Annotated in this window: 34 protein-coding genes; 24 read left to right on the forward strand and 10 right to left on the reverse strand. The window is 67.3% G+C overall.

Annotation, left to right across the window (positions count from 1 at the left end):
* Positions 1-21: 21 nt before the first annotated feature.
* The 3 genes from tatC to DEIPI_RS34180 all read right to left on the reverse strand — a co-directional run bounded on the left by tatC (position 22) and on the right by DEIPI_RS34180 (position 1,907).
* Entirely contained in the window at positions 22-720 is a 699-nt protein-coding gene (gene tatC, locus DEIPI_RS0123770) for a twin-arginine translocase subunit TatC (protein ID WP_027483422.1), read from the reverse strand.
* Between the two features lie 113 nt (positions 721-833).
* Positions 834-1,688, reverse strand: coding sequence for an intradiol ring-cleavage dioxygenase (locus tag DEIPI_RS0123775; RefSeq protein ID WP_045235080.1), 855 nt, complete (start codon positions 1,686-1,688; stop codon positions 834-836).
* Between the two features lie 36 nt (positions 1,689-1,724).
* Positions 1,725-1,907 carry a twin-arginine translocase TatA/TatE family subunit gene (locus DEIPI_RS34180; protein WP_045235081.1) on the reverse strand — a complete coding sequence of 61 codons (183 nt, stop codon included), beginning with the start codon at positions 1,905-1,907 and terminating at the stop codon, positions 1,725-1,727.
* A gap of 404 nt (positions 1,908-2,311) precedes the next feature.
* Between DEIPI_RS34180 and DEIPI_RS0123785 the strand changes: the two genes are divergently transcribed.
* Together DEIPI_RS0123785 and DEIPI_RS0123790 are read left to right on the forward strand one after the other, a co-directional pair.
* On the forward strand, positions 2,312-3,232 hold the full coding sequence (locus tag DEIPI_RS0123785; protein WP_045235082.1) for a DMT family transporter: 921 nt from the start codon (positions 2,312-2,314) through the stop codon (positions 3,230-3,232).
* Positions 3,232-3,591 (forward strand): tRNA-binding protein, encoded by a 360-nt coding sequence (locus DEIPI_RS0123790; RefSeq protein WP_027483425.1) that lies wholly within the window; start codon positions 3,232-3,234, stop codon positions 3,589-3,591. Before DEIPI_RS0123785 ends, DEIPI_RS0123790 begins: the two co-directional genes overlap by 1 nt.
* Before the next feature lie 166 nt (positions 3,592-3,757).
* On the opposite strand, the gene DEIPI_RS41990 is transcribed toward DEIPI_RS0123790, so the two are convergent.
* Complete coding sequence (locus DEIPI_RS41990; protein WP_084474872.1) at positions 3,758-3,958, reverse strand: ATP-binding protein; 201 nt, start codon at positions 3,956-3,958, stop codon at positions 3,758-3,760.
* 85 nt (positions 3,959-4,043) lie between these two features.
* A complete protein-coding gene (locus DEIPI_RS34185; RefSeq protein WP_045235083.1) occupies positions 4,044-5,000 on the reverse strand; it encodes a tyrosine-type recombinase/integrase in 957 nt (318 codons plus the stop codon).
* A gap of 270 nt (positions 5,001-5,270) precedes the next feature.
* Between DEIPI_RS34185 and DEIPI_RS0123800 the strand changes: the two genes are divergently transcribed.
* Positions 5,271-5,597 (forward strand): hypothetical protein, encoded by a 327-nt coding sequence (locus DEIPI_RS0123800; protein ID WP_027483426.1) that lies wholly within the window; start codon positions 5,271-5,273, stop codon positions 5,595-5,597.
* 562 nt (positions 5,598-6,159) lie between these two features.
* On the opposite strand, the gene DEIPI_RS0123810 is transcribed toward DEIPI_RS0123800, so the two are convergent.
* Positions 6,160-6,489, reverse strand: a complete 330-nt coding sequence (locus DEIPI_RS0123810; RefSeq protein ID WP_157463936.1) for a hypothetical protein — start codon at positions 6,487-6,489, stop codon at positions 6,160-6,162.
* Here DEIPI_RS0123810 and DEIPI_RS0123815 point away from each other — a divergent pair.
* From DEIPI_RS0123815 to DEIPI_RS34190, 9 genes are all read left to right on the forward strand, one after another.
* Positions 6,464-8,005: a DUF945 family protein gene (locus tag DEIPI_RS0123815; protein ID WP_027483428.1), complete on the forward strand. Its 1,542-nt coding sequence runs from the start codon at positions 6,464-6,466 to the stop codon at positions 8,003-8,005. The two genes, DEIPI_RS0123810 and DEIPI_RS0123815, sit on opposite strands and share 26 nt — an antisense overlap.
* A 34-nt stretch (positions 8,006-8,039) precedes the next feature.
* On the forward strand, positions 8,040-8,186 hold the full coding sequence (locus tag DEIPI_RS38320; RefSeq protein WP_157463938.1) for a hypothetical protein: 147 nt from the start codon (positions 8,040-8,042) through the stop codon (positions 8,184-8,186).
* A 68-nt stretch (positions 8,187-8,254) separates the two neighbouring features.
* Positions 8,255-8,560: a hypothetical protein gene (locus tag DEIPI_RS0123825; protein WP_169737202.1), complete on the forward strand. Its 306-nt coding sequence runs from the start codon at positions 8,255-8,257 to the stop codon at positions 8,558-8,560.
* A 1,172-nt stretch (positions 8,561-9,732) separates the two neighbouring features.
* Positions 9,733-10,530: a ParA family protein gene (locus tag DEIPI_RS0123835; RefSeq protein WP_027483431.1), complete on the forward strand. Its 798-nt coding sequence runs from the start codon at positions 9,733-9,735 to the stop codon at positions 10,528-10,530.
* A gap of 28 nt (positions 10,531-10,558) precedes the next feature.
* Entirely contained in the window at positions 10,559-11,401 is an 843-nt protein-coding gene (locus DEIPI_RS0123840) for a ParB/RepB/Spo0J family partition protein (protein ID WP_245588637.1), read from the forward strand.
* Between the two features lie 201 nt (positions 11,402-11,602).
* The gene (locus DEIPI_RS0123845; protein ID WP_169737203.1) at positions 11,603-12,136 is read left to right on the forward strand and encodes a type IIL restriction-modification enzyme MmeI; all 534 of its coding nucleotides are present in this window, start codon (positions 11,603-11,605) and stop codon (positions 12,134-12,136) included.
* A 12-nt stretch (positions 12,137-12,148) separates the two neighbouring features.
* Complete coding sequence (locus DEIPI_RS40620; RefSeq protein ID WP_027483434.1) at positions 12,149-12,541, forward strand: type IIL restriction-modification enzyme MmeI; 393 nt, start codon at positions 12,149-12,151, stop codon at positions 12,539-12,541.
* Positions 12,542-12,589: 48 nt separating this feature from the next.
* A complete protein-coding gene (locus DEIPI_RS0123855; RefSeq protein WP_027483435.1) occupies positions 12,590-13,084 on the forward strand; it encodes a hypothetical protein in 495 nt (164 codons plus the stop codon).
* A gap of 80 nt (positions 13,085-13,164) precedes the next feature.
* Complete coding sequence (locus DEIPI_RS34190) at positions 13,165-13,458, forward strand: hypothetical protein (protein ID WP_045235085.1); 294 nt, start codon at positions 13,165-13,167, stop codon at positions 13,456-13,458.
* Positions 13,459-13,544: 86 nt separating this feature from the next.
* Here the strand turns inward: DEIPI_RS34190 and DEIPI_RS0123865 are convergent, their stop codons facing one another.
* Positions 13,545-15,398 (reverse strand): sialidase family protein, encoded by a 1,854-nt coding sequence (locus tag DEIPI_RS0123865; RefSeq protein WP_027483436.1) that lies wholly within the window; start codon positions 15,396-15,398, stop codon positions 13,545-13,547.
* A 265-nt stretch (positions 15,399-15,663) separates the two neighbouring features.
* Positions 15,664-15,855 carry an MbcA/ParS/Xre antitoxin family protein gene (locus DEIPI_RS0123870; RefSeq protein ID WP_027483437.1) on the reverse strand — a complete coding sequence of 64 codons (192 nt, stop codon included), beginning with the start codon at positions 15,853-15,855 and terminating at the stop codon, positions 15,664-15,666.
* Positions 15,856-15,919: 64 nt separating this feature from the next.
* On the opposite strand from DEIPI_RS0123870, the gene DEIPI_RS0123875 reads away from it, so the two are divergent.
* Genes DEIPI_RS0123875 through DEIPI_RS42330 form a run of 4 tightly spaced genes read left to right on the forward strand, consistent with a single transcriptional unit; the run spans position 15,920 to position 17,983 of the window.
* Positions 15,920-16,231: a hypothetical protein gene (locus tag DEIPI_RS0123875; protein WP_027483438.1), complete on the forward strand. Its 312-nt coding sequence runs from the start codon at positions 15,920-15,922 to the stop codon at positions 16,229-16,231.
* On the forward strand, positions 16,228-17,445 hold the full coding sequence (locus tag DEIPI_RS0123880) for a PfkB family carbohydrate kinase (protein WP_027483439.1): 1,218 nt from the start codon (positions 16,228-16,230) through the stop codon (positions 17,443-17,445). The genes DEIPI_RS0123875 and DEIPI_RS0123880 overlap by 4 nt, the downstream gene beginning before the upstream one ends.
* Entirely contained in the window at positions 17,442-17,669 is a 228-nt protein-coding gene (locus DEIPI_RS38325) for a 7-cyano-7-deazaguanine synthase (protein ID WP_157463940.1), read from the forward strand. The genes DEIPI_RS0123880 and DEIPI_RS38325 overlap by 4 nt, the downstream gene beginning before the upstream one ends.
* Before the next feature lie 47 nt (positions 17,670-17,716).
* Entirely contained in the window at positions 17,717-17,983 is a 267-nt protein-coding gene (locus DEIPI_RS42330; protein ID WP_425387892.1) for a helix-turn-helix domain-containing protein, read from the forward strand.
* A gap of 59 nt (positions 17,984-18,042) precedes the next feature.
* Here the strand turns inward: DEIPI_RS42330 and DEIPI_RS0123885 are convergent, their stop codons facing one another.
* Positions 18,043-18,288 (reverse strand): hypothetical protein, encoded by a 246-nt coding sequence (locus tag DEIPI_RS0123885; RefSeq protein ID WP_027483440.1) that lies wholly within the window; start codon positions 18,286-18,288, stop codon positions 18,043-18,045.
* Positions 18,289-18,381: 93 nt separating this feature from the next.
* A complete protein-coding gene (locus DEIPI_RS41690; protein WP_052351975.1) occupies positions 18,382-18,684 on the reverse strand; it encodes a helix-turn-helix domain-containing protein in 303 nt (100 codons plus the stop codon).
* An 80-nt stretch (positions 18,685-18,764) separates the two neighbouring features.
* Here DEIPI_RS41690 and DEIPI_RS0123895 point away from each other — a divergent pair, with 80 nt between their 5' ends.
* The 8 genes from DEIPI_RS0123895 to DEIPI_RS34200 all read left to right on the forward strand — a co-directional run bounded on the left by DEIPI_RS0123895 (position 18,765) and on the right by DEIPI_RS34200 (position 24,145).
* Positions 18,765-19,466, forward strand: a complete 702-nt coding sequence (locus DEIPI_RS0123895; RefSeq protein ID WP_027483441.1) for a hypothetical protein — start codon at positions 18,765-18,767, stop codon at positions 19,464-19,466.
* Positions 19,467-19,484: 18 nt separating this feature from the next.
* The gene (locus DEIPI_RS0123900) at positions 19,485-20,105 is read left to right on the forward strand and encodes a hypothetical protein (protein WP_027483442.1); all 621 of its coding nucleotides are present in this window, start codon (positions 19,485-19,487) and stop codon (positions 20,103-20,105) included.
* Entirely contained in the window at positions 20,102-20,554 is a 453-nt protein-coding gene (locus DEIPI_RS0123905) for a type 2 periplasmic-binding domain-containing protein (protein ID WP_027483443.1), read from the forward strand. The genes DEIPI_RS0123900 and DEIPI_RS0123905 overlap by 4 nt, the downstream gene beginning before the upstream one ends.
* Entirely contained in the window at positions 20,541-21,239 is a 699-nt protein-coding gene (locus tag DEIPI_RS0123910) for a hypothetical protein (protein WP_027483444.1), read from the forward strand. Before DEIPI_RS0123905 ends, DEIPI_RS0123910 begins: the two co-directional genes overlap by 14 nt.
* Positions 21,236-21,589, forward strand: a complete 354-nt coding sequence (locus tag DEIPI_RS0123915) for a hypothetical protein (RefSeq protein ID WP_157463944.1) — start codon at positions 21,236-21,238, stop codon at positions 21,587-21,589. The genes DEIPI_RS0123910 and DEIPI_RS0123915 overlap by 4 nt, the downstream gene beginning before the upstream one ends.
* A gap of 251 nt (positions 21,590-21,840) precedes the next feature.
* Positions 21,841-22,695, forward strand: coding sequence for a hypothetical protein (locus DEIPI_RS0123920; protein ID WP_157463946.1), 855 nt, complete (start codon positions 21,841-21,843; stop codon positions 22,693-22,695).
* A gap of 311 nt (positions 22,696-23,006) precedes the next feature.
* Positions 23,007-23,690, forward strand: coding sequence for a hypothetical protein (locus tag DEIPI_RS0123925; RefSeq protein ID WP_169737205.1), 684 nt, complete (start codon positions 23,007-23,009; stop codon positions 23,688-23,690).
* 158 nt (positions 23,691-23,848) lie between these two features.
* On the forward strand, positions 23,849-24,145 hold the full coding sequence (locus tag DEIPI_RS34200; protein WP_045235088.1) for an HNH endonuclease signature motif containing protein: 297 nt from the start codon (positions 23,849-23,851) through the stop codon (positions 24,143-24,145).
* The last annotated feature ends 280 nt before the right edge of the window (positions 24,146-24,425 follow it).

The following is a 24,425-nucleotide window of genomic DNA, read 5'->3' on the forward strand; positions in this document are numbered from 1 at the left end:
CCTGCGCACCAACGACTTCGCTCACGCCGCGCCCACGCGCCCGGTGAACCGCACCACCACGATGCTCACCTCGTACAGCAGATACAGCAGCGCCGCCATCAACAGCAGGTTCAGCGGGTCCATCGCCGGCGTCACTACCGCCGACACCACCAGGATGACGAGCGCCGCCACCTGCCGCGCCCGCGACAGCAACCCCGCCGACACTACCCCCAACCTGCCCAGCACGAACGCCGCCACCGGCAACTCGAACAGCAACCCAAAGGTCGTCAGGGTCGTCACCACCTGCGCCACGTAGCTCGCGAGACTCAGGTTCACCGTCACCGCGCCACCCAGGAAGTCCAGCAGGTACGGCACCGCCGAAGGCAGCACCACCACGTACGCGAACGCGCCGCCCACCAGCAGCATGCCGCCCGCACTCAGCACGAACGGCACCGCCATCGACCGCTCCTCGCGCGTCAGGGCAGGTCGCACGAGGCCCCACACCTGCCCGAGGATGCCCGGCAGGGCGAGCGTCAGCCCACCCCAGAGCGCCACGTGCAAACTCATTGTGAGCTGATCCGTGAGGCTGACGGAGACGAGGTTCACCTCGCTCGTCACCTTGGAGAGGGGCCGCTGGAGCAGCTCGATCAGCGAGGAGCGGTACGTCCACGTCACGAGGACGCCGAGCGCCCTCGTGACGCGCGCGACGACGCGCCAGCGGAACTCCTTTAGGTGCGCCACGAGCGGCGCGTTCCCGGGGTCGAGACGAACGGGAACGGACGGACGGTCATGCGGCCCTCCAGGGCAAAGGAAATGGCCGGGCGCGAGCGCCCGGCCTCAGCGGCAGGCGAGGTTCAGCGGGCGAGACCGACGGTGATCGTCGCGGTGTAGCCCTTCGTGGCGTCCCCCGTGACCTTCGCGAGCTGAGACGCGTACCCGTCGCGGAACACCATGTCTCTGTCCAGCGACAGGCTGTTGAGGTTGCGCAGGCTGCTCCCGTAGTCCGATCGGGTGTACACCGCGCGGCAGGTTGCTTCGGGCAGCGCGAGCTGCGACGTCAGGACCACGCTCCGCGCCGAGGTGGCGGCCGTGACGGTCGGGAAGACCTCGAAGTGCACGTGCGGCCACCTCCCGGGGTAGCAGCCGGGGAAGACCGTCGTGAACGTCAGGGTGCCGTCCTTCCCCGTGGTCTGCACGCCGCGCAGGTAGTCCTCCTCGATGATGCCCGGGCTGTACATGCTGTACTGCCCGTCGGCGGTGCAGTGCCACGCGTACACCGCGTACCCCGCGAGGGGCGCGCAGCCCGCGTTCACGTTCACGAGCTTCATCGTCAGCGTGAGCGGCACGCCACCCGCAGTGTTCTTCGTGCCGAGACTCGTCCGCAGGTCCCTTCGGACGATGCCCGAGCGGGTCAGGACGTTGGCGCTCTGCCCACTGGCGCGGCTCCCGTCGGCCGGGTACGGTCCGGCCGTCTCGGAGGGCGTGACGGGCACGCAGGCGGCGGCCTGACTGGCGGCGCGCGAGAGGCCCATGCTGCCCGCGACGAGGGTGGCGATGCCCGCCACGCCGAGCGAGAGAACCTTGCGGCGATCCACGACGGCGCGGGAGAGCATGTTCAGGTCGGCGGAGAGGCCCAGGTCGTTCCAGTGGTCGGGCCCGTCGTGGTCGTGGTCGTCGTTGGGGAAGGGCAGGATGGGACGGTCGGTCATGGTGAAGCTCCTCGTGGGGTGCGGCGGGGTTGAGGGTCAGGCCTGGTCTGGGCGGTCAGTGCTGGTGAGGTCGAGGTCCTGCTTGAGTTCGCGGGTGCTCTTCCTGAACTCGCGCAGGCCCTGACCGAGGCTCTTGCCGAGCTCGGGGAGCTTCTTGGGGCCGAAGATCACGAGGGCGACGAGGACGACGAGGATGATTTCCGTGGGTCCGAAGTTCAAGGGGTGCTCCTTGGGGTGGGAGGGAGGCTCCGCTGGCGTGCTTCACTTGGACTGCGCTGAGTATCGCGAGGGCGTCTTCAGAGGACGCGAGCGAGATGTTCAGGCTTCGGGTAGACCCCCGGGCGCCCCGCCGGACCGTCGATGACCTGACGTCCAGCGCGCTCCAACTCCAGAGGCGCCTCGATCGACGGGCACGTCCGACGGCCGTTATGTTCGGGCTGTGGACGTCGGGTAGAGTAGGGCATGCAGACGATGGGTTACGACATCCTGCCCCCTCCCGCGCCCCGCGCGTAAGGAGGGGCAGCCCCGCACCCCACCCGTGACGCCCAGCGTCGCGTCGTGGTCCTGTCGTCGCGTCTGCCCCTGAAGACCTCGCTGCTTCTCTTCAACCTTCGGGGGGTTCCATGTCTCTTGCTGTCGCTCGGACGCTGCGTTCGTCCGGTGTGTTCCTCGTGCTCCTCAGCGCCGTGCTGTGGGGCACCGTCGGGGTGACCGTCGCGTCGCTCTACCGCCTCGCTGACGTCGACGCCACCACCGTCGGCGTCCTCCGCCTGGCGCTCTCCGTCCCCGCCCTGCTCGCCGCGACCGTGCTGCTGCGACAGCAGCGCGGCCTGCGGCTCAACCTGCGCTTCGCGCTCCTCATCCTGCTGATGGGGCTCGCAATGGCCGCGTACCAGGTCTGCTACTTCGCCGCGGTCCGAGAGGCGGGCGTGGCGGTGGCGGTGCTGATCTCCCTGTGCACCGCGCCCGTCTGGGTGGCGCTGCTCTCCACGGTCGTGTTCCGCGAGCGTCTGCGGCCCCACGCGGTCGGACTGCTCTTCGCGGCGCTGATCGGCGCGGCGCTGCTGGTGTACCGCCCCCACGGCCTCGGGACGGACGGCGCTGACCTCCTCGTCGGCGCGCTCCTCGCGCTCGGCGCGGCCCTGAGCTACGCCGTCATCGCGCTGACGAGCCGCGCGCTCGCGCCGCTCGCCTCTCCGCTGGTGTCGCTCACCGCCGCCTTTTCGCTGTCCACCGCCGTGCTGCTGCCCCTGACCTGGCGTGACCTCGTGGGCGTCACGCTGCCCTTGCCCGCGTGGGGGCTGCTCGTGTACCTCGGGGTGGTGACGACCGCGCTGGGGTACGTGCTGTTCCTGCGCGGGATGCGCACGACACCCGCGACGCTCGCGAGCGTCGTGACGCTGCTCGAACCGCTCGTGGCGGTGCTGCTCGCGGCGTTGCTGCTGGGCGAACGCCTCGCGCCGCTGGGGCTCTTGGGCGCGGTGGTGCTGCTCGTGGCCGTAGGCTTGCTGTCGACGATGTTCAACAAGGAAGGTGGTCAGTGATGGCAACGGAACTCAAGGAGATCGTGACGTACGAGGAGACGCTCGCGCGGCTGGACATCCGGCTGGGTCGGGTGGTGGAGGTGGTCGTGGAGCCGAGCGCGCCGAAGCGGGCGTACCGACTCACCGTGGACTTCGGGAAGTTCGGGCGTCGGGTCAGCGTGGGCCGCTTCACGCAGCATCCACCCGAGGAACTCCTCGGGCGGCAGGTGGTGGGCGTCCTGAACTTCGAGGCGCGGCAGGTCGGGGACGTGATGAGCGAGGTGCTGATCCTCGGGGTGCAGGCGCCGGGCGCGGCGAGCGGTGAGGCGACCTTTCTCACGCCGGAGCGGGACGCGAAGCTCGGCAGTAAAGTCTTCTGAAGTCGACGGGGGCATGACGACACGTCACGCCCCTTCGGTCTCAAGCTGGACCGTCTTCCATGCTCTCAAACGAGCATGACAGCGTCCGCTCGGTCACGCCAGGCTGTCGAAGGAACCGCATGACGGTCTTGGTCTGAACCGCGTTTCGGGCCGCCCGGTGGTGAAGTCAGGACGTGCCGTTCGAGGGCAGCCGGATCGTCGCGACCGTTCCCCATCCCAGCACGCTCGCCAGCGTCAACGTACCCCCATGCGCTTCCACCAGCGTCCGCGCGATGCTCTGCCCCAACCCGCTCCCCCTCCCTCTTCCTGATGCGTCGGCGTGGCTGGTTGTGTTGCTTCTTGGTTGACATGACGCAAGAGCGCTCAAAGAATTCCCTGACTACCGAGTCATACAGACACTGCCAGGACTGAATCCGGTAAGCTCGGTCCGAACACCTCTCGCTTGTGATCGGCTACTCCCAGTCCCGGGCGTCGTGCTGCAGATCATCTGCGGCGTAGTGCGTGTAGATGGCGGTGGTGCTGATGTCCGCGTGCCGAAGGTGCACCTGCACGCGTCGAAGATCCCGCGTCTGCTTGAGGAGTCGGGTGCCGTACGCGTGCCTCAGTGCGTGCACCCCCTTGTACCGCACCCCCGCGAGTCGGGCTGTTTTGGCCAGGAAATGCCGGACGCTGTCCTCGTTGACGTACCCCAGCATCCTCTCCCCTCCTCGGGCCAGTGCGCCGAGCGCCTCGAAGGTCTTGCGTGACGGGTACACCTCCGCGCGTTTGCCGCCTTTGCCCACGCGGACTGTAATGACGCCGCGCGTGTCGTCCACGTCACGCCACTCCAGCGCGACCGCCTCCGCCACCCGCAGACCCGCGTGCGCGCACAGCAGCACCAGCGCCCGCTCGCGAGGAAGGGCGTGCTCGAGCAGCGCCGCGACTTCCGCGTCCGTGTAGGGGCGGCGTTTGTGATGCCGGGCGGTGAGGTCACGCGCGGCCCGCACCCCCTCGAACGGCGTGGCGTTCGTCGCTTCGGCCCACTGCAGTGCGGCGTACAGCGCGCGTCCGGCGGAGAGGTGCCCGCGCACGGTGCCGGTCTGTCTCCCCTGCCCTTCGAGGAAGCGGGCGTAGGCGCGGCCCAGGTCCTTTTTCGGTTTGAGTAGATCTTGGGCGTGGTCGGTCGCCCAGCTTAGGAAGACACCGAGCCGGGCGCGATAGGCGCGCAACGTCTGTGGGGAGACGCGGCCACCGGACGTGCCGGTGAGGGTGAGGTGCGCCTCCACGAGCGGCCACAGCGCCTCCGCGTCCTTGTTCGCCGCGGCCTGCTTGGCGTACCCGCGGAGCTGCTCGGGGTGCAGGTCGGCGAAGCGGGTCGCTCGGGTGACGAGGTCACCCGTGTAGAGCTGGAGGGCGAGGGGGTCGGTCATGAAGCTCCGGTGCGGACATGGGGGTCAGGCGGCTTGGCTGGCTTGCGGTGACGGTCGTTCTGAAGTGGTCTGAGATTACCAAATCTCAGACCACCGAGAACAGACCCGTGAAAACACCAGACCAGTCCTGTCACTGACCGTCTCCATGGCGGTCAGAACCCCTGGAACTGTCGTCAAGCCCAAGGCGTCCTCACGCCGAGCGCGCTACCCTTAAAAGCAAGAGGCACGCTCGGCTGATCAAGCCGAGCGGCTTTCTACACCGAGGCGCCCATGACCCAGGACCACTCCGATGACCTGCCCATCACCTCGTACTCCGCCCAGCCCGGCAATCCCCGACTGCTGCTCATCACGCTCGTCGGCCCCGACCGCACCGTCACCACCGAACTCAAGATCCCCGACGTGCTGTTCCAGGACGAGCCGGTCGTGCCGCTGTACGTGGGCGAGCTCCCCGTCGGGTCGGCCAGTTCCTTTCGGTTTCAATGCAGCCGCGCCTTCAGTGACCGCGAATTCCGTGTGCTCGCGCTCCGCGTCGCGGCGAGGCAAGCCGAACCGGACGGCGTGCTGGGCCCGATGCAGCGGTACCTCATGCCGTACTGACGATTCCGCCGGGAGGCCCAACGCACCTTCCCAGCAAATTCTCCCCGGGAACTGGAGGGTACTGGAACCCTCGGGTCGCGTCCGAAGGGCCTTCACGGCCCTCCTGTGAGCACGGTTCTCGTCGGCGCTTCGTGAACTTCCTACACGGGCACCTCCAAGACGACCTGCGTGTGTGGGTCCTCACGAGCGGCGCGGACGTCCTCGCCGCCGCGACGCTCGCGCTCGACGCACGCGGTCACGCGGGCGAGCACCTCATCGGCGTGTATCCCGAAACGCTTGGGTGGAGTCCCGGAGGGTGTCTTCACGAGCCCGTGCTCGAGCGGGCGAGCAAAGTCGCCGCGCGGCACGAGGACGGTACGTGGACGATGCGAGCTCGACGAACGCGGCGGCGTGGTCCCCACCATCAAGCAGGTGCGCCTGACGCGCGCCGCAGTCCTGAGCGTCAACCCATCAGGCGGGCGTTCCTCACCCGAACGGCCACAGGAACCGCCACCGCCGCCGTCACCGCCCGCTCGTTCCGCACCCGCTCGTCCACCCTCACCACCCGCTTCCATCTCCAACATCAGGGAGGCAGTGATCCAATACCCACGGCGTGAGGACCACGAACGGTCACCTCACACCCATCCTGCTGGACGAGCGAGCTGGACAAGGTCAGACGCGACCCGGACATCGTGAACGCCGAGGTGGTGAAGGCCACGCCGACGAGGAAGATCAGCGCGACCACGCTGATCGTGAGGCCCCTCAGGACCGTCATGCCGTGCTGGCCGCACGCGACCGCGACGCGACCCGCAAGGCGGGCGGGTGCACGCGCCGCGGACACCGCATGTTCGCCTTTGTGTCCTTTGTTTGTTCGGTAGGGTGACGTGATGAAGCACCAGACCGTTTTCGTCACGCTGGGCGCGTTGCTCCTCGTCGGGGCCGTCACGACCGTCGGCGCGACGATGTACACCGCGCGCGTCCTGCAGACGCAGACCGACGCGTGGACGCAGCAGCTCGAGCAGCTCGGCGCGACCGTCACGCACGACACCCGCCGCGCGAGTCTGCTTGGCCGCGAACAGACCACCGTGATCACCTTTGAACAGCTGCCCGACACGCCCGTGACACTCACGAGCGTCGTCCGCGCGGGACCCGCGCTGCCCGGCGGACGGTTCGGCGCGGCGCTCGTGAACACCACCGTGACGTTCGCGCCGGACGTGCAGCGCGCCTTCGAACGTGCCACGCAAGGCGGTCGGATCACCGTGGAGTCTCTCGTCGCGTTCGGTGGGCGCACCACCAGCGTCGCGCGTGTCCCCGGTGGGCAGTTCAGCGAGTCCGACGGGAGCTTGACGTGGTCCGCGCTTGAGGGCACGTTCGTGACGGACGGCGACCGCACCCGCAGCGACGTGCGCAGCGACGGCTTCGCGTTCGCGGACGCCACGACGAACGTAACATTCACCAAGCTCAGCGCCACGAGCGACACGCACCTCGACGATCAATTGACCCTCGGACGCAGCGACGCCGCCTTCGAGCGGGTCGTGGTGCGCTCAGATGGGGAAACCCTGATCGGCACGAACCTCCAGACCCGCTGGGAAGGCAGCGAACGTGACGGACGCGTCACCAGCGCCATGCGGCACTCCCTCGCGCAGCTCAGCGGGGGCGGCGTGCGTGTGCGTGACCTGCAGCTCGGGTGGTCGCTCCGCTCGCTCGACCGTGCGGGCCTGCAGGCGCTCAGCAAAGCCCTGAGCGGGGTGAACAGGAACGGCGACCTCACGGACGCGCAGCAGCAGGACGCCTTGGCCGCCGTCACGACCTTGCTGCGCGCCGGTCCGGTCTTCGCGGTGGACAAGCTGTCGTTCACGACGGACGCGGGCCCGGTGACCTTCGACGGCGCGGTGAGCCTCAAGAATCCCGCGCAGCTTGACGCGCGTGACCTTGCCGAAGACCCGACGCCGCTGCTGACGCATCTGCAGTTCGACGGCAACGTCGAAGCGAACGAGCGCGCTTTGCGTGACCTTGAAGGCGTCACCGGTGAGGACCTGATCACCCCGCTCGAGGAAGAAGGGTACCTGCGGCGTGACGGCGCGACGCTGCGCAGCAAGCTGCACTTTGACCAGACAGGCTTGCGCGTCAACGGGCGACTGCTGCCCGGCACGAATCCTGGCGAGGCCCTGCACGCCCGCAGCAAAGCGTACGAACAGCAGACGACCGCCTGCGCGCGGCAGCTGTACGTCGCGCAGGAAGTGTACTGGGCGGATCATGACGTCTACACCGCCCGGGTCGGCGACCTCGACCAGAGCATGCTCGGCACCTGCCTGACGCTCGTGACGTACGACGTGACCTTCGCCAACACGATCGAGTGGACGGCGAACGTCAAGAGTCGCGCCACGAGCGCGTCCGTCACCATCGACCAGGACGGCGACGTGTACTGATCCTTCCGCCCCTCGAGGTTCGCAAGGAGTTCTCATGAAGCACCTGATCCGCAGTCTGACCGTCGTGGCGGTCCTGACCGGCGTGGCCGGCGCGCAGGGCCTGCTGCACACCCAGCAGTCCTTCCTGACCAGCGCGTTCTGCAAGACGTACACCTGCGTGTTCAACGCAAGACCAGCCTGAACGGCGAGCAGTACGTCAGCAGCGACGTGTCGTACGAGTACACCGTCAAGGAGTTCCCGAAGCTGCGCGTGCACACCTGGCGGCAGGAGGACGGTACGCTGTACCACGTCATCTTCGCGTACCATCCGCTGAGCGCGCGGGAGCTGCGTGATCCGCGCACCTTCGCCGCGGTGGAACTCGCGACCGAAGTGCTGCTTGGCGTGACCTGGCAGGATGACGCCGCGCCGATCGTACAGGCCGTTTGCACGAAAGGCATTCCCAGCGGGATACACGTGTTCGGTCGCTTTGAGAGCGGCAGCGTCGGCTGTACCTTCACGCCACAAGGACGCGGCGATCAACCGCAGGTGTCGGTGCTGTTCTCCGTACGGTTGTAACGACCTGTGTCACAGCCCCAGCTCGGCAGGGCAAGCCGACATAAGTGGAGCGCGGCCCTGGCCGCGCTCCACTTATGTTGACGGCTGGGACGCGCTCGCTGTCCTCAAGCTGGTCGTCGCGCCTCAGCAGGAAGCGCACCCGGCCCTCACGAAGAAGCAGACAGCCATGCCGTCGAGAGGTCTGTAACGGAACGCCTTACCTGGCACTGGTCACTCGGCCTCGACTCCGGTGGACCCGAGCTACCGCAAAGGCGAGCGTCGACCGCTTCAAGTGCGGCGTGACCACGCGGCAGCGCAGCACGACGAGCCGTGGAGGCGATACGGATACGGACCAGCACCGTTCGAGGCGGTTCGCGGGCCGCAAATCTGGACTCAAGTCATGAGTGATGACGCTACCGTGGTCCTGATGCGCGTGACCATTACCCTGACGCAGAACAGGCACGGTCTCGACCTCCGCGCGGACGTTCCGCTTGTCCTGTCCGCGCACCTCGCCAGCGCGCACGACGAACTCCGCCGTTCCCTGCGCGCCGGTACCCTGGCGCCGGCCGACCTCGCCCGCTGGGTTTGCGAGGCTGCACGCGCGGACGCGATTCGTCGCGTGGGGGGCCTGCCCGTCCGCGGCGAGTACCTCTTCCCCATGTTGCTCCTCGACGACTGGACGGACGGGCTGGCGGACGCGTTGCGTGTGCGAAGGCAGCGGCGCCTCGAGTGCCTGGTGAGGAGCGACGCCGGGCTGCTCCCTGGGCGCCGCTCCGCGCGAACATCATCCATGTTCGGTCCGTAATTCGCGTCGAGAAGACGAGGGCTGGGCGCGCGTCGCTCGTAGATTCCCTGGTTGTGGGCGGCGGTCGTGTCCCAGCGCCTGACCACCCACGCGGATGGCGCACCTCGGTCACAACGGCCGCGTCGACCTTCCGCGGCCCTCGGCAGTCCCCAGCGCTTCTGTTGGGCCTCACGCAGCTCGGGAGCGATGCCGCCTTGATCGTGCCGATGGGGCTGTACAACTTCCTGGTCAACCCGAGCCGAGGACGCGAGTGGGTCTTTGGGAGTGATGCGACGCCACGTGAACGACGTTCCATCAGAGAACAGGACGACGGGAGGCGTTCCGACTGACGCCTTGACGGCGCGGCGTGCGAGGACGCCGGTGTCACGGCGGAGTAGACTGCGAAGGCATGCGGAGCATTACGTTTATGAATCACGCGGGGGGCGCGGCCAAGACCACCACGGCGCTCAACATAGGGTACGCGCTGAGCGTCGCCGGGTACCGGGTGCTGCTCGTCGACGCGGATCCGCAGAGCAACCTCACCCGCTGGCTGGGTCTCACGGTGCCCGACGGTCCTGACGCGAAACTCGACACGCTGTACGCGGCGGTGCTCGGTCCGGCCGAGTCGCTTGCGCTTCCCGAGCCGGTGCGGGCACACGGGATGGACGTGATCCGTTCGTGCCTCGATCTCGCGGAGGTGGAGCCGCTCCTGCCGGGGCAGGTGATGGGGCAGATGCGGCTGCGGGCCGCGATCCGCACGCTCGACGACCGGTACGACTTCGTGCTGATCGACCCTCCGCCGAGCCTCGGGCAGCTCGCGACGCTCGCGGTGCTCGCCGCAGACGACCTCGTCGTTCCTGTTCCGGCGGGCAACAAGGGACTCGAAGGTCTGTCGGGCGTGACGCGGATGGTGGCGACCTTCCGGCAGGTGGCGGTGCCGTCGCTGCGGATCGCGATGATGGTGCCGACGCGGGTGAGCAACACCAACCTCAGCCGCGAAAGTGTCGAAGCGCTTCGGAGCGCGAACGTCGCGCCGGTCAGTTCTCCTCTGACTGAGCGTCCGAGTGTGTACCCGAACTCGCAGCTGCACGGCCAGCCGGTCGCGGTGTTCGATCCGCGTAACGCGGCGGCGGCCGAAATCCAGACGGTGGCGCGTGAACTGCTCGAGGTGCTCGGGGAGGTGCCGCGTGCCGAAACGCGGAGCTGACACGCGCAAGGGCGCGCTGGGCGCGCTCGTGGCGGGCCTCACCCCCATTGAGGCGTCTTCCTCGCCCGCCGAGCTTGAGGTGGAGGTGGAGCGGCTCTCGCCCGGGCGAGGGCAGCCGCGTCGTCAGTTCGACGAGGCGGCGCTGCTGGACCTCGCGGCGAGTCTGCGTGATCGTGGGGTGCTGCAGCCGCTGCTCGTCCGTCCCAGTGCGGACGCGGGTTCGTACGAGATCGTGGCAGGAGAGCGGCGCTGGCGGGCCGCGAAACTGGCGGGTCTCGCTCGGGTGCCGGTGCTGGTGCGTGAACTGTCGGACGAGGAGGCGCGGACGGCGGCGGCAGTGGAAAATCTGCAGCGCACCGACCTTAACGTCATCGACGAGGTGGACATCACGGTGACGCTGGTGGGAGAGACGCTGGGCTTGAGCGCCGCGGACGTTCCGAGTCGTCTTTACGCCCTGAGCAACCGTCCGCAGGAGGATCCGGCGGCGGTGGAGCGGCTGGAGGACCTGTTCTCGCGTCTTGGGCGGGGTTCGTGGACTTCGTTTGTACGCAACAAACTGCGGGTGCTTCGCTGGCCGGAGGCGGTGCTGACGGCGATGCGGCGTGATGGGCTGGGGTACAGCGTAGCGGGCGTGGTGGCGGCGGCGCCAGGTGAGCGTCAGGCGGAGCTGCTGCGGCTCGCGCTGGACGGAGCGACAAAGGCGCAGCTTCGCGAACACCTTCTAACTTTCCGGAAAGGTAAGCCCGCCGACGACGCGACAAAGGTTGCCGCCGCCCTGCGAAACCGTCGTCGCCTTGAGGCGCTTTCCGCCAAGGACCGCAAGCGCGTAGAAACACTAGTACAGGAACTCAGCCGCCTCTTGGGCGAGTAGTTGATGGTTGTCGAGGCACGAACGCTCCAGGCGTTCGTGCCTCGGACCGTTCAGGAGCTGCTTGAAAGCCCGATTTCGTCCGCCTTGCACTGTGTAAAGTGGTGCGGACGAACGGCTCTCCACGAGTCGTGAAGTTTTCACACCAAAAGCCCCGTCAAGCTTGCGGCCTCTCCAATTCATGAGTAGCTCTACATTATCCTCATGAGGCCTATGGAGTTCGCCATGAAGTGGCGCGCCCGAGCTCCCAACGTCACCGAGATCTCCGGGTACCAGGAACACTACCTCGACCTCTGCCACCTCCTCCGGCTCGACACGCCCGCCAGCGACCCCACCGGAAAGAACTACCGCTTCGAGATGCCCGTCCGTAAGTTCGGCACCGGCGGCACCGGCCGCGCCGACGTCTTCCGCAGAGGCCGCTTCATCATCGAGTACAAACAGGTCGGCGCCGACCTCGAGCGCGCCTTCGCCCAGATGGTCGGCTACCAGCACGACCTCGGCAACCCCCCCCTGCTGATCGCCAGCGACTTCCTCCGCTGGGAGGTCAGCACCAACTTCACCGGCACCAACCGCAAGAAGTACGTCATCATCCTCGACGACCTCGCCAGCACCAATAAGCTCGCCGGCGGCCGCACCGCCCTCGAACTCCTCCACGCCGCCCTCGTCGAACCCCACGTCCTCGACCCCCGCACGCAACGCGAACACATCACCCACGAAGCGACCGTCAGCATCGGCTAGGTTGCCCGCCTGATGGTCCGCCGCGGCGTCAACGCCGGCGAGACCGCGCACTTCCTCATGCGGGTGGCGTTCGCGCTGTTCAGCGAGGACACCGGCCTGCTCGACCGCGGCGTCGTCGAACACCTCCTCAAACGCGCCCAGGTGTACCCCGAGCGCACGCAGCAGTACTTCGCGGAGCAGTTCGCCGCGATGCGTGACGGCGGGGAGTTCTGGGGCACGGACGTGCGGCACTTCAACGGCGGGCTGTTCAACACCCACGACGCCCTCGCCCTCGCGCCCGAGGAGATCAACGCGCTCGCCGCCGCCAGCAAGCTCGACTGGGCGGAAGTCGAGCCGTCAAACCGCGCGGCAAACAGGCGGACTTCAGCTTCTATCAGCAGTACGAGAACGGCAAACCCCGCCTGAACAAACGCATCGGCGAGGCCGTCATCCACCGATGAAGCACGGACAGTCATGACGAGCCGCGCCATCCACCCCACCCAGCTCGCCGACACCTTCCGCGCGTTCCTCACGCGGCGTGACCTCAGCCTGGACGCCATCACACCTTCCGCGGCGTTCGAAGCGCTGCTGGACTTCACCCGGCACATGAGCGTGGAGCTGGGCGGATCGCCAGAAGCGCAGGACCTGCTGCATGTCGAAGCGGGACCGCGCGTCCTGTACTTCGAACGGGTGCTGAACGTCACCGTGAACGTGCTGTACCCCGACGAGGACGACGAGGTCATGACCGAGCTGTACGCGCTTCACCTCAAGTTCGACGGAGACGCGCTGAACGCGCTGCCCGCGATGGACGTGCAGGCCGTCACGGCCGTCAGGACGAGCAGCCTGTGGAGCGAGGACTTCGGCACCCTCGACGCGTTCGCGCAGGCCGTGCGGGCGCATCCGGTGATGCGCCGGGCCGAGCAGGCTTCACCGATGACCTTGCAGCTCGTGCAAGGCGAGCTCGGCTGACACGCGGGCCTGAAGAGCCGTTCACGTATCTCGGAGGTGCGGCTCGCGCGCAGCGTGTGTGCTGAGCAGAGGAGGTACCCATGAAGCTGTCCACCATCATGTACGCGCTGGGCTTTCTCTCGATCGCGGTGTCCGCCACGAACATGCTGAGCGGCAAACGCCGCACCGGCGAGGAAGGCGAGCACAACGCGCTGTTTATCGGCGAGTGGCCCCCGACCTTCTTCATCCTCGGCAAGGTCCTCGAAGACCGGGAACGCGCCTTGCAGCGCGCCTCCAGCACCTCGACGTCTACGAGCGCGACCGGACTGACCGCGCCGGAGGACCTCGCGGTGTCCGTCACGAGCGCGCTGGGCGATCAGAGCGCCACCCGCTGAACACGATGTCACCTGACCCGCCGCGTGTGACGCGGCGGGTCAGGTGAAGTTTCAAGCGTTGCGGTCGGGTGCGCTGCTCGCGCTGGTCAATTCAGGGTGCCAGTGGCGCTCACCGCGTCCTGCTGATGCACCGGCGTGGGCGTGAACTGCGTCCCGTACCACCACGAGACCTGCTGGACGTTGTTCGTGTCGGTCCACAACGCGTGATACCGGTCGTCCGCGCCGACCGCGAGCCCAGTGTAGTCCCCGATGAAGCTTCCGCGGAACTGATACCGGGTGTTGATCGGGCTGTTCGTGAGTTTGCGTATGCTGCCGGAAGTGACATTCACCAGCCACTGGTCGAGCCGCGCGTTGTGGATGGTCACGCCAGGAGTGTTGCAGGAAAAGCTCGCGCCGGGCGTGAAGGTCGTGCAGGACTGCCATGGCGACACCACGTCTGCGGCGTACGCGGTCATGTGAACTCGCCCGTTGGGGGAGATGGCGACCTGCGGCCAGAAGGTGTCGACCCGGCGAGCAGCGGGTGGGTACAGGCCGTTCAATGGGTACCCGATGGGCGCGCGTGTGCGGGTGTCGAGTGCGGGCAGTACAGGAGTGGCGGCGCTCCAGCTGCGTCCGCCGTCGCTGCTGCGGGCGTACATCGCGGTGGCGTGACAACCGTTGAGCGTCATGGTGACGCACACGCCACCCACGTCGTTCATCTGTGAGGTCCACGCGACGTACAAGTCTCCGTTGGGTGCGACATCCGCTGAGGGAAAGCTGTTGACGCGGAAGACAGTGTCCGCGATGGCGGTGACGTCCTGCATCGTCGACACGGGCGCTGGTTTGGAGAAGGTGGCGCCGCCATCGACGGATTTGACCATGTAAATGCTGTTGAGCTGGGCGAGACGCGTGGTGCCTTCCCAGAAGACATAGACGGCGCCGTCAGGTCCGACAAGCACTCGGGAGCCTTGTCCGTACAGGACGTTCGCGACGACGCTCTTTGGCTCACTGAACGTCCGGCCGCGATCGCTGCTGGAGGCGAAGAAGATCGGGGATTGCGTGAACTGCCCGTTCTCTGCGTTAAAGATGAATCGCGTCCAGGAGAGGTAGATGCGGTCGCGGTAGGGACTGTGCGGGTGCGCGTCCACCGCGATCCACTCCTTGTCATTGAGGATCGCTGGTGACGTGGTAGCGGCCACGAAGGTCGGTGCTGCCCATCGGAGGACGCCGCCGCTGACGTTGCCGCGATGCACGGTCAGGGTGTTGGCGGGCGTCTCGCGGTTGAAGCCGAGCCCGGCGTAGTACACGGCGCCCTGACTGTCGAACGCGATGGAGGGGTCTCCGCCCGCGTCGTACGGGCCGCCCGTGAGGTGAGTCACGCCGGGAATCATGGTGCTGAGGTGCGTGGGGTCGGTGGGGGGCGCGCTCCACGTCTTGCCGCCGTCAAGGGAAAGGTACGCGCCGGAGTACGCGTCGGCGAGCGCGCCGCAAGGCTGACCGGCGAAGGTGCAGCTCCACCCTCCGGTGACAAAGTCATTGGCGCCGCCCACGATGATGTTTGGGTTGTTCGGATCGACTGCGACAGTGGTTTCGTTCTGCTGCAGTCCGCCGGTGTCCTGGTTGGCGCTGACCAGGCCCGCGCCAAGGGTGGTGGCGTCGAGGGCACTGGTGATGGGGGTAAGGGCGATGGGTGCGCCGGGTGGAAGTCCTGTGAGGCCTTCGTCGTCGTCGTCCTCGCCGGATTCGTGTTCGATTAGCGCGGACATTCGAATCTGCAGGCCGGCCGTACCGCGGACCGAAGCGACCTTCCCGGCCAGGGTGGTGATGTCGTAGGTGGCCGCGCCGCCGAGGAGGCGAAGGTCATGTTCGACCGTTGTGGCTGCGGGTCCGGAATTGCTTCCGCAAGCGGCGAGGAGCAGCGTGTTCAGGCTGAGCGCGGCAAGCTGAATGGTCCGCTTCATGGGTGTGCTCCGGCGTCAGACGCCCCGGTCAAAGAAAGAGGTCACGCGAGCCCTGAGCGGCCACGTGAAATGTCTTTTGGAAGGGGTACGTTAACTACAGCACAACACGATTCATCCAGTACTCCAAGAACCTTAATCAACCGCAAAGCAAGTTGGTCTCAACGCCAACACATCCTCCACGCTGCACAGCGCCGCTGCACACACGGCCTGAATCGCAGACGTCCACACGGTTGATCATGGTCTGCCTGCCGTGCCGTTCCGACCCTCAGGAGAAGACGAAGACGCCGTCCTCGATTCTCGCGAGGACCGCCCGCACCCGCTCGGGGTCCTCACGGGCCACGTCGAGGGGCGCGCGGCCGTCGAGCGCCGGGCAGGGCAGGGTCAGCCAGAACCGCGCGAAGCGCTCGCCCAGCACCCACACCGCCGCGTCCTGCACTGCCTTCACGGGCTCACTCATGCCTTCAGGGTACCCGGCGGCGCTTTCGTGGTCTGCAAAAGGAGTGTGCGTACAATGCCCCGTCATGTCGGACCCTCTGCAGGAATTCCTTTACGCCTTCGCGAGGAGTCACGCCCTCGCGCAGCTGATCGCCACCACCTGCGCGGGTGGGGTGCTGTTCGGGATGCTCAGCGCGCTGCTGATCCTCACCGCGAACCGCGCGCGCACCATCACCTGGACGCAACTGGCGCGTCTCGCATTCACCGCGATGCTCGCGCTCATGGTGAGTCGCGCCCTCAACCACTTGGTGGACAGCCCCCGCCGATTCGTGGCGATCGTCACGAGCGTCGACCAGGGCCACTGTAACGTCGTCGTCCGCGCGGGGAGTCACAAGTGATCGCGATCGTCGGTGGAACGTACCGGGAGCGGTGCGCGGAACCACGTCGCGATGACCTGTACGGATCCGGCGGCCGCGCCGCCGCCGCGCTCTCGGCGCTCGACACGAACGTCACGCTGCACACGGCGCGTCCGCGTCAGGCCTGGGGTGACCTGCGCGCCCTCGCGGCGACGTTCGGATTCAAGGTGGAAGCGCACGACGCACCGCACACGGTGGAATTCGCGTACTTTCATCCGCTGAGCGTTCCGGACATCGTGCCGCCCCTGCACCAGCTGCGTTCCGCAGAACCGTTCGAGGTCCACGCGGAGAGCGTGCTGCGGTTCGGGATGCTGGAGGCCGATCCCGTGGTGCGTGGCGAGCGGGTCGTGTACGACCCTCATGACGTCCGCGCGCCACGGCACTATCACGCGAACGGCTCGAGCGCGTCACGGCTCGCGTACGTCCTCAACCGCGCGGAAGCTCGGCAGCTCGCGCCGCACGCACCGCACGACGATCCCGAAGCGCTGGCCCGCACGGTCGCCCGGGACGGCCGCGTGGACGTCGTCGTCATCAAGCTGGGCGCGCAAGGAGCGCTCGTGCTCGACGAGGCGGGTGGGGTGACGAGCGTTCCCGCGTACCGAACGCCCAGCGTCTGGCCGATCGGGTCCGGTGACGTGTTCAGCGCGGTGTTCGCGTACCACTGGGCGGTTGCCGGTCTGCCCGCAGTGGACGCGGCGCGGCAGGCGTCCCTCTCGACGGCGTACGCGTATCATCAGCTCAGCCTGCCCGTCCCGGCGGACCTTCCGCAGGACACCTCCCCGAAGGTGAGGGTCGGGCCGCAAGCGCACCGGATCAAGCAGGTGTACCTGGCCGGGCCGTTCTTTACGATGGGCAAACGCTGGGTGGTCGGTCAGGCGCTGGTGGCATTGCGGGCCGCTGGCTTCAAGGTGTTCTCACCGCTACATGACGTCGGTCACGGACCGGCCGAGGACGTGGTCGAGAAGGACTTGCGTGGGCTCGACGAGAGCGACCTGGTGTTCGCGGTGATCGACGGCCTCGACGCCGGCACGCTGTTTGAGTTCGGGTACGCGCACGCGCGCCGCAAACCGGTGGGCGCGTTCGTGCAGAACGAAAGCGCCGAGAACATGAAGATGCTGCGCGGTTCCAGCTGCGTTATCGAGTCGGATTTCGCGTCGGCCGTGTACGCTGCCGTGTGGGAGGGGTTGGCGCAGTGACGACCGCGCTGCTGCTGTCCGGCGGGATGGACTCCGTCGCGATCGCCTTCTGGCGACGACCCACGCACGCCTTCACCGTCGATTACGGACAGCTGGCCGCGCAAGGTGAAATTGACGCCGCGGCGAGCGTGTGCGGCACGCTGGGCATCACGCATCACGTGCTGAGGGTCCCAGGACGTTGCTCGCCGACGTGGACGATCCAAAAGTGCTGTCGGCCGAGTTGAGTCGCGCCGCGTTGGGGCTCCGGTTTCGCCGGACGCCCCGCTCGGCCGTGTTGACTCCGCACGAACGGACGATGATGCGCCTGGCCGCGCAAGGCTGGGACAACCGCCGCATCGCAGGGGCAGTGGGGCAGCACGAAGGGAGTGTGCGCAACACCCTCGCTCGCGTGTTCGGGAAGCTGCGCGTCTCGAACCGCACACAGGCGGCCCTGTCGTACTGGGGGTTGTGCCAGTTTGCCGACGCGGCATCGCATGAGGCCGTGCGAGGCTCGTCACCAGCCAAGAACGTAGGCTCAGCTCAGGCGCGCGGCACATAGGTTGGCCCTGCCTGCCCGCTGGTCTTGGAGTCAGGCAGGGCTACCACGACGGTCAAACGTTAGACGCCCAGGGGCGCGAGCAGCGCGGCGACCTCCTGATAAGCGGACTGACCGTCGTCGTGCGTCGCGTGAATCTGACCGCGGATCGCGCTGAACTGCAGACCACCTGCGACATGGCCCAGCAGGAGTTGGGGCTGTTCGAAGGTGGCCCGCAGCGCGTCACCGGACACGTGCGGAGGCAGAATCCACGTGACGGTGGTGCCACGCTTCTCGTCGAGGGGCACGGCGTCACGCTTGTACCGCACCGCAACCTGCGAACCCGAGACTTGCGAATCGTTCGCCGCGTAGCGTTCAAGGCCAATTAGGACGAGCAGTGCATTCTGGAGCAACTGATCTGCTCAGCTTGACCCTTGTTGCTTGACGCCGGGCTCGTCAGTGAGGCCGAGAAGATAGTTGGCGTCGACGCCAAGCGCACGGGCAAGCGCGGCGACCTCATAATCATAGACGCTACGTTGTTGGTTTTCGATTCGCACGAGGGCGTCGCGGGTGATCTTGTAGCCCGACAGTTCGGTCGCGCGCTGGCTGGTCTTTGCGATGGTGAGGGGAGGCACGTGCAGGTGTCGGGCCAGCCGGACGCGCGCGGCGACAATGTTGGACCGCTTGTCCGTCTGCCGAATCGCGCTGGGCCGCCGCTCTGCCACGCGGTGACTGTATCACGCTCTTGGACGGCGGCTTGAGGTATGCTGACATGAAGTGGCTAATAGCCACCAAAAGGAGGAGCATGATCCACAGACGCGACACCACCGCCATGACCATCGTCGCCGACACACAACACACGCTCTGGCTTCAGTTCGCCGACGGCAGCTGGCTCTACGCCGACCTTGCCGAATACGCCGAAACGCACCTCAGCGACCCGATCATCTTCATCCAAGCCCGTCTCGACGTCCCCGCCCAGACCATCGGCTGGCCGGACGGCACCCGCCTACCCACCGCAGACCTGCGCCTCCCCACCGGGTACCTGTTCCCACACGGCGTCCTGGTCCGCGAACGCGAAAGCCACCCGCGCGGCTGGTACCGCCCGCTGCTGCCCCAGCCGCCCCTGAACGGCTACGCCACGTGGGAAGCGCAACCGTCCGAACTCAGCATGCGTCGGCTGCTCGACACCCTCCAACTCGACCCACCCGCGCTCACGCAGCTGCTCGAGCACTACCGCGCCGCGGAGGAGCACGTCCTCGCCCGACTGCTCGACCTGATCGAGGTCCTCGACACGACCGGCCCTACCAGCGCCCACGACGACCTGCACCGCCCCTGGCCGCTCGGGCAGCACACCCACGACCCACACCTGCGCACCCCAGCAGACGCGATCCTCCACGGTCACCTCGCGACCGTCGAGGCGATCCTCACCACCCGCGCCACCCAAGGGGGCGCTCAGAGCGCGCCCACACCACCACTCCCCACACCGACACCGCCCAGCACCCCCTGACGCACAGGAGGCCCGCTCATGGCCAGCGCCCACCGCGCCCCCACCACAACAAATGCCGTGACCCGTCTACCTCTCGGGTACGTCATCCCAGCCGTTGCCGCGTACGCCGCCAGCCTGCCTCACGTGCTCGGCACGCACCTTGACCCCGAGCTCAATCCACGCGCCCCCCTCATCGCCCTCCGCACCCACAAGCACGACACCACCCTGCTCCACCTGTACCGCACGCGTCCGCCCTCACGACAACAACGTGCGATTGGCGTCCTGCACGCGATGAGCCAAGGCTGGACGTACCGCACCACCACAGCTCAGGAGCTGCTCGGCGACGACGTCTGGGCGTCTCTCGAGCTCGTCCTCAAGCTCCTCTGCATCCCCTCAAAGCACCGTCCGGACCCAGTCCTCGCCGCAATCCTGATCACCGAGGACCCCAAAGTCAGACGCCGCATCCTCCAGAACCTCGGCCAACCCACAACGCACCTGACCCAGGCGCGCCGCCAGGCACACCTCATCGCCGCCCGACACGCACGAAGCCACGCAGAGACGCTCCAGGTGTACAGCCCCGCGTTCCCCACCCACGCCGAACTCCGCGCCGTCCTCCATCGGTCCAGCACCACGCCCCACGAGGGGGAAGCCACACCATGACTCACCTGCCGACCGACTACGTCATCCGTGTCGTCGCCAACGCCGCCGGCCACCTCAAAGATGTCAGGGAGGTCGAGCTCGAGGAAGAGACCGACGGCCTGCCCTTGATCTTGCTGCGCACCCATCACCCGCCTGACCGGATTGTCGACTTGTACCTCTCCCGACGTCCCAACGTCTTCCGGAGGCACGCCGGAGTCTGTATAGCCCTCGCAGAAGGGGGCAGGTACGAGATGCACACCCCCCAGTCCCTGCTGGGCGACCGCCTCTGGCGCCGTGTGCAGATCGAGCTGCGCTACGCCCGAAGACGTTATGACGACCCCGCCACCGTCGCGGGCCGCGCCCGCCTCACCACCCCGCACGAGCTCGCGCAGACGCTCGTGTGGCTGCAACGCCAGCTCCAAGCTCAACCTGGAACACCTCCGGCCGGAACGACCCATGAACCGTCCTGACCCCCTCGCCGCCGCGACCACGCAGCTCACCCGCGCCGTCTGCGCGGGCAGCGCGTACGTGCTGCTGCCCGCCGCTCACGCCCGCGCCCTGCTCGCGCAGCTCGACCCCACCTGCCCATCACCGCCCACTCAGACCCGCGCGCGCCCGAGATTCGCCTACGGCACGACTGTCCGCCGCCTCACCGCCGCGGTGGCCGCACAAGACCTACCAGCCGTCCTGAACGACGCGGAACGCGCCCTGACCGTCATCCACCGCGCCGCGCATCAACGACCTATGCTGCTGCTGCCCCTCGACGACATCACCCGCGTCCTGCTCGACCTGCGCGCCACCACGACCGACACGCGTGACCTCCAAGAACTCCACGCCGCCTACCGCGCGCTGCAGCCCGTCCGGCCAACACAGACACCCCCGGAGCTCACCCGTGACCTCTGGCGCGCCCTCGTGCGGCCCACGGAACCTGGCGCCACCGAACGCGCCACCTGGGTGGCGGACATCCTCGGCATCCTGCGCTGCGTCCTCCGACCTCCCGGCACCCGCGCCTACTTCGAACGGCCCCGCGCCACACTCGGCGGCCGCAGCCCACGCGACCACCTCGGCGAGGACTGGGAGCCCAACGACCCGGCCGCGCTGGACATCCACGCCCTCGCCCGGACCGACGCCCGCACCACCAGAAGTGCCCCATGACCCATGACATCAGCCCCCCACCCCAACCACACCCCACCCCACCGACCCTGCAGGTGTACACCCTCATCCTCGACTACGCTGCCACCGGCGAAGGCCGCACCGTCGAACTGCTCGTCACGAGGGCCACCAGCGAGGACGCCGCCCTGCGCCGCTTCCAGGAAGCGCACTACCCGCTCGGCACACCCCGCGCCGACGGCTGGACGTACTTTCAGGACTGGGTGACCGTCCACCCAAAACTCGATGAACGTGCGCTCGCACCCTTCGTGGCCCCCGCCACCCTGCACACCCTCAGAAGCACCCTGCCTTACACCATCCGTTTCGCGCTGACCTGGCACTACAACCCCAGCTGACCCACCCGCCCCTTCCACGCCCAAATGGTTGAATCGGGCCAGCACCCACCTGCTGGTCTCACGCGCTCCACGGATGTCACGAGCACCACCCCAAAGGGCGGGGCAGAGAAGCGCCTGCCCTTCGTCCGCGAACACCACGAGGCGCCGGCACCAACAAGCTCGCCACGCCGGAAATTCACGTCCAAGACAGCATCGAGAGGAAATCGGACGCGCTCGGACGTGGCGCAAAAAATCGAAAATTAGGATGAAGCATGACTTCCCCCACGGACGTCCCAGTGGACACAGTCGACCTCCTCGACCTCGACCACCCACACCTCAACCCCCTCCGGCCCGTCCCGACGGCCACCCTCTGCCCGCACTGCGCGCAGACCCCCCTGCACACCCTGCAGGACACAGCGGACGAAACCGACGACCCGAACCGTAACGCCAACGCGTCCATGCTCTGCGCCGTCTCCACCCTCCTGACGATCGACACCGACCTGCGCCGCAACGCCCCCAGACGGCCCGCCAACGTGGCCACGTTCCAGGTCTGCGAAGCCTGCGGGTACGCGCAGCACACCCGGTACGTCAGCAACACCGCCCACGACACCGCCATCGTGAGCGGCCCCCGCTACCGGCAGTGGCTGGATCCCAGCGTCCCCCTCCGCGCGAGCATCCTGATGCGCGCCTCGGCGCTGCTCACGTACAACCCCACTACCGAAACCGAACACCGTCGGACGCGTCAAGAACTCGACGCCTGGAACTGGCGTGTCCACGCCGCCCATGACGCCGACGACCACGACCAGGACGACCTCGCCCACAGGTGCCGCACCGCCGCGATCACTATCCACAGCGTCGTCACCGACCCCATCCTCAACAGCATCGAACTCACCTACCAGATCATCGACGTGCTCCGCCGCGCCGCCGACTTCGAACGCGCTCGGGCGCTGCTGCACGACCTCAGCCACGCCCTCCGCGGGTACGCCCTCAGGCACCGCGACAACCCTTGGCACGCCGCGACCGCCCTGATGCACCTGCAAGACCAGCTCGTCCACAACAAGGACACCCGACGAGTCAGCGGCGAGGACGCCCTCGCGCACCTTCCCCCCGAGGTCGCGCGCACATGACGCCCCTCACGTCCGCCGACCACCCTCACGGCCACACAACCCCCTCCAAAGCGCGTCCCACCTCGACGGTCCAGGGTCTCGAGCAGCGTGGGCGAGGACGGCAACACCGGACTGAGGACGCAAAAAATGCCCTCGTTACCCTGGGTGTGATGGTCACTTCTTCCCCTGTGCGCCCTCGCGCCACCGACGAGCTGCTCCAGCGAAAGCCGCTGCACACCCGCTGCCCTCACTGCCAGCAGCGGAGCCTGCACCGCCTCACTCACCCTGAGCGTCGCGACAACGTCACGCTGATCCTTGAGACCGAACGTTATGTGTCCTTCCCACAGCACGTGACGCACCTCGACCTGGACCTTCGTCTCAACCCCTCCCGCCCCGTGAGTGTGAGCGGCTTTTTGCTCTGTGACGCGTGCGGCTGGGTGTGGCATCAGGGGCTGCCGCACGCCCGTCACTTGCAGCGCCTCAGCAGCGACCTCGTCGACACCCCCGAGTACCAGCAGTGGCGGCATCAGGACGTGCCGTTCGGGACGAGCGTCCTGATGCGCGCGGCCTTCCTGCTTGAGGACAACGTGGATGACCATGACCGGTCGATCGAGAAGGACACGGCCGGGCTGTCGCGTCTGGTGGAGCAGTGGCGCCTGAGCGCCGCGCATGACGCCGAGGACGCGCAGCGACCCGATCACGCGCTCACCTGCAGGTGGTGGTCCATGCCGTTCAGTGAACCTGCCGTCCCGACGTCGCGAATCGCTGCGCTGCTGACCGGTCTGCAGCGGGGAGACGTCAGGCGCCGAGCAGGCGACTTCGAACGGGCGCAGCGGCACTTCGACGACCTCAGAAGTGACCTGAAACGCGGCAACATCCACCGGGAACTGCGACTGGTCCTGCAGGCGGTGGTGGATTGGCAGCTGTGCCTGACCTACGGGAAGAAGGACCGGCGCTCGACCGTGGCGGACGCCCTCCTGCACCACACGATCTCCCCGGCCCACAAGAGACGCTGACGTTTGGTGGCGCGGCGGTCGGACGTCCGGCCGCCGCGCCGCTCAACTGGGCGCCTCCCCAGGTCCATGCGTGAGTTTCGGCTCTGGCGTAAGGGTCGGGGTGACGCCTGCCGGAAGGGTGGGGTTGTGGGCCGTGGGTGCCTGTTTATGCTCGGGGCATGGCGTCGGAGCGGTATGAGCGGGTGTGGGACGCGGAGCGTAAGCGGCACGTGCGGGTGCATCGGTTGGTGGCGGAGCGGATGCTGGGGCGGCCGCTGAGGCCTGGTGAGGTGGTGCATCACGTGGACGGGGATAAGCGCAACAACAACCCGGAGAATCTGAGGGTGCTGCAGAGTCAGCAGCGTCATATGGTGCTCGAGCATCTCGAGCGGCGGATGGCGAAGGGGCAGCTGCCGTTGTTCGAAGTTGGTACGCTGGTGGAGGAGAGGGGAGAGGAAGAAGTCCTTCTTCGATAAAAGTACATATAATCCTGCTGTCCGGTATGAGGCGGAATGAATACACAAAGAGCCCGATCTTGCTACGCAAATTAGCACTACACCGGGGGGCTTAGCCCTTTTGACCTCAATCTAGAAATATACATATAATCGTTGTTATAAGTGTCTGGGACGGCGTTTTCTCAATATGGCAAATACACAAGCTCACCTCAGTTGCATAAACTAATTGCCCTATATGCAGAGCTCGAGTCAAAGCAATGAGGGGTACATCCGGAGGCGTGCTGTCTGCTTGAGGTGACCT

The organism is Deinococcus pimensis DSM 21231 (genome assembly GCF_000519345.1).
Taxonomy (GTDB): Bacteria; Deinococcota; Deinococci; order Deinococcales; family Deinococcaceae; genus Deinococcus_A; species Deinococcus_A pimensis.

Coding starts and splice junctions, on each gene's coding strand:
- DEIPI_RS0123775 (WP_045235080.1), bottom strand. CDS start 1,688: ATGACCGACCGTCCCATCCTGCCCTTCCCCAACGACGACCACGACCAC.
- DEIPI_RS0123785 (WP_045235082.1), top strand. CDS start 2,312: ATGTCTCTTGCTGTCGCTCGGACGCTGCGTTCGTCCGGTGTGTTCCTC.
- DEIPI_RS0123790 (WP_027483425.1), top strand. CDS start 3,232: ATGGCAACGGAACTCAAGGAGATCGTGACGTACGAGGAGACGCTCGCG.
- DEIPI_RS34185 (WP_045235083.1), bottom strand. CDS start 5,000: ATGACCGACCCCCTCGCCCTCCAGCTCTACACGGGTGACCTCGTCACC.
- DEIPI_RS0123800 (WP_027483426.1), top strand. CDS start 5,271: ATGACCCAGGACCACTCCGATGACCTGCCCATCACCTCGTACTCCGCC.
- DEIPI_RS0123815 (WP_027483428.1), top strand. CDS start 6,464: ATGAAGCACCAGACCGTTTTCGTCACGCTGGGCGCGTTGCTCCTCGTC.
- DEIPI_RS38320 (WP_157463938.1), top strand. CDS start 8,040: ATGAAGCACCTGATCCGCAGTCTGACCGTCGTGGCGGTCCTGACCGGC.
- DEIPI_RS0123835 (WP_027483431.1), top strand. CDS start 9,733: ATGCGGAGCATTACGTTTATGAATCACGCGGGGGGCGCGGCCAAGACC.
- DEIPI_RS0123845 (WP_169737203.1), top strand. CDS start 11,603: ATGAGGCCTATGGAGTTCGCCATGAAGTGGCGCGCCCGAGCTCCCAAC.
- DEIPI_RS40620 (WP_027483434.1), top strand. CDS start 12,149: ATGGTCCGCCGCGGCGTCAACGCCGGCGAGACCGCGCACTTCCTCATG.
- DEIPI_RS0123855 (WP_027483435.1), top strand. CDS start 12,590: ATGACGAGCCGCGCCATCCACCCCACCCAGCTCGCCGACACCTTCCGC.
- DEIPI_RS34190 (WP_045235085.1), top strand. CDS start 13,165: ATGAAGCTGTCCACCATCATGTACGCGCTGGGCTTTCTCTCGATCGCG.
- DEIPI_RS0123865 (WP_027483436.1), bottom strand. CDS start 15,398: ATGAAGCGGACCATTCAGCTTGCCGCGCTCAGCCTGAACACGCTGCTC.
- DEIPI_RS0123870 (WP_027483437.1), bottom strand. CDS start 15,855: ATGAGTGAGCCCGTGAAGGCAGTGCAGGACGCGGCGGTGTGGGTGCTG.
- DEIPI_RS0123875 (WP_027483438.1), top strand. CDS start 15,920: ATGTCGGACCCTCTGCAGGAATTCCTTTACGCCTTCGCGAGGAGTCAC.
- DEIPI_RS0123895 (WP_027483441.1), top strand. CDS start 18,765: ATGATCCACAGACGCGACACCACCGCCATGACCATCGTCGCCGACACA.
- DEIPI_RS0123900 (WP_027483442.1), top strand. CDS start 19,485: ATGGCCAGCGCCCACCGCGCCCCCACCACAACAAATGCCGTGACCCGT.
- DEIPI_RS0123905 (WP_027483443.1), top strand. CDS start 20,102: ATGACTCACCTGCCGACCGACTACGTCATCCGTGTCGTCGCCAACGCC.
- DEIPI_RS0123910 (WP_027483444.1), top strand. CDS start 20,541: ATGAACCGTCCTGACCCCCTCGCCGCCGCGACCACGCAGCTCACCCGC.
- DEIPI_RS0123915 (WP_157463944.1), top strand. CDS start 21,236: ATGACCCATGACATCAGCCCCCCACCCCAACCACACCCCACCCCACCG.
- DEIPI_RS0123920 (WP_157463946.1), top strand. CDS start 21,841: ATGACTTCCCCCACGGACGTCCCAGTGGACACAGTCGACCTCCTCGAC.
- DEIPI_RS34200 (WP_045235088.1), top strand. CDS start 23,849: ATGGCGTCGGAGCGGTATGAGCGGGTGTGGGACGCGGAGCGTAAGCGG.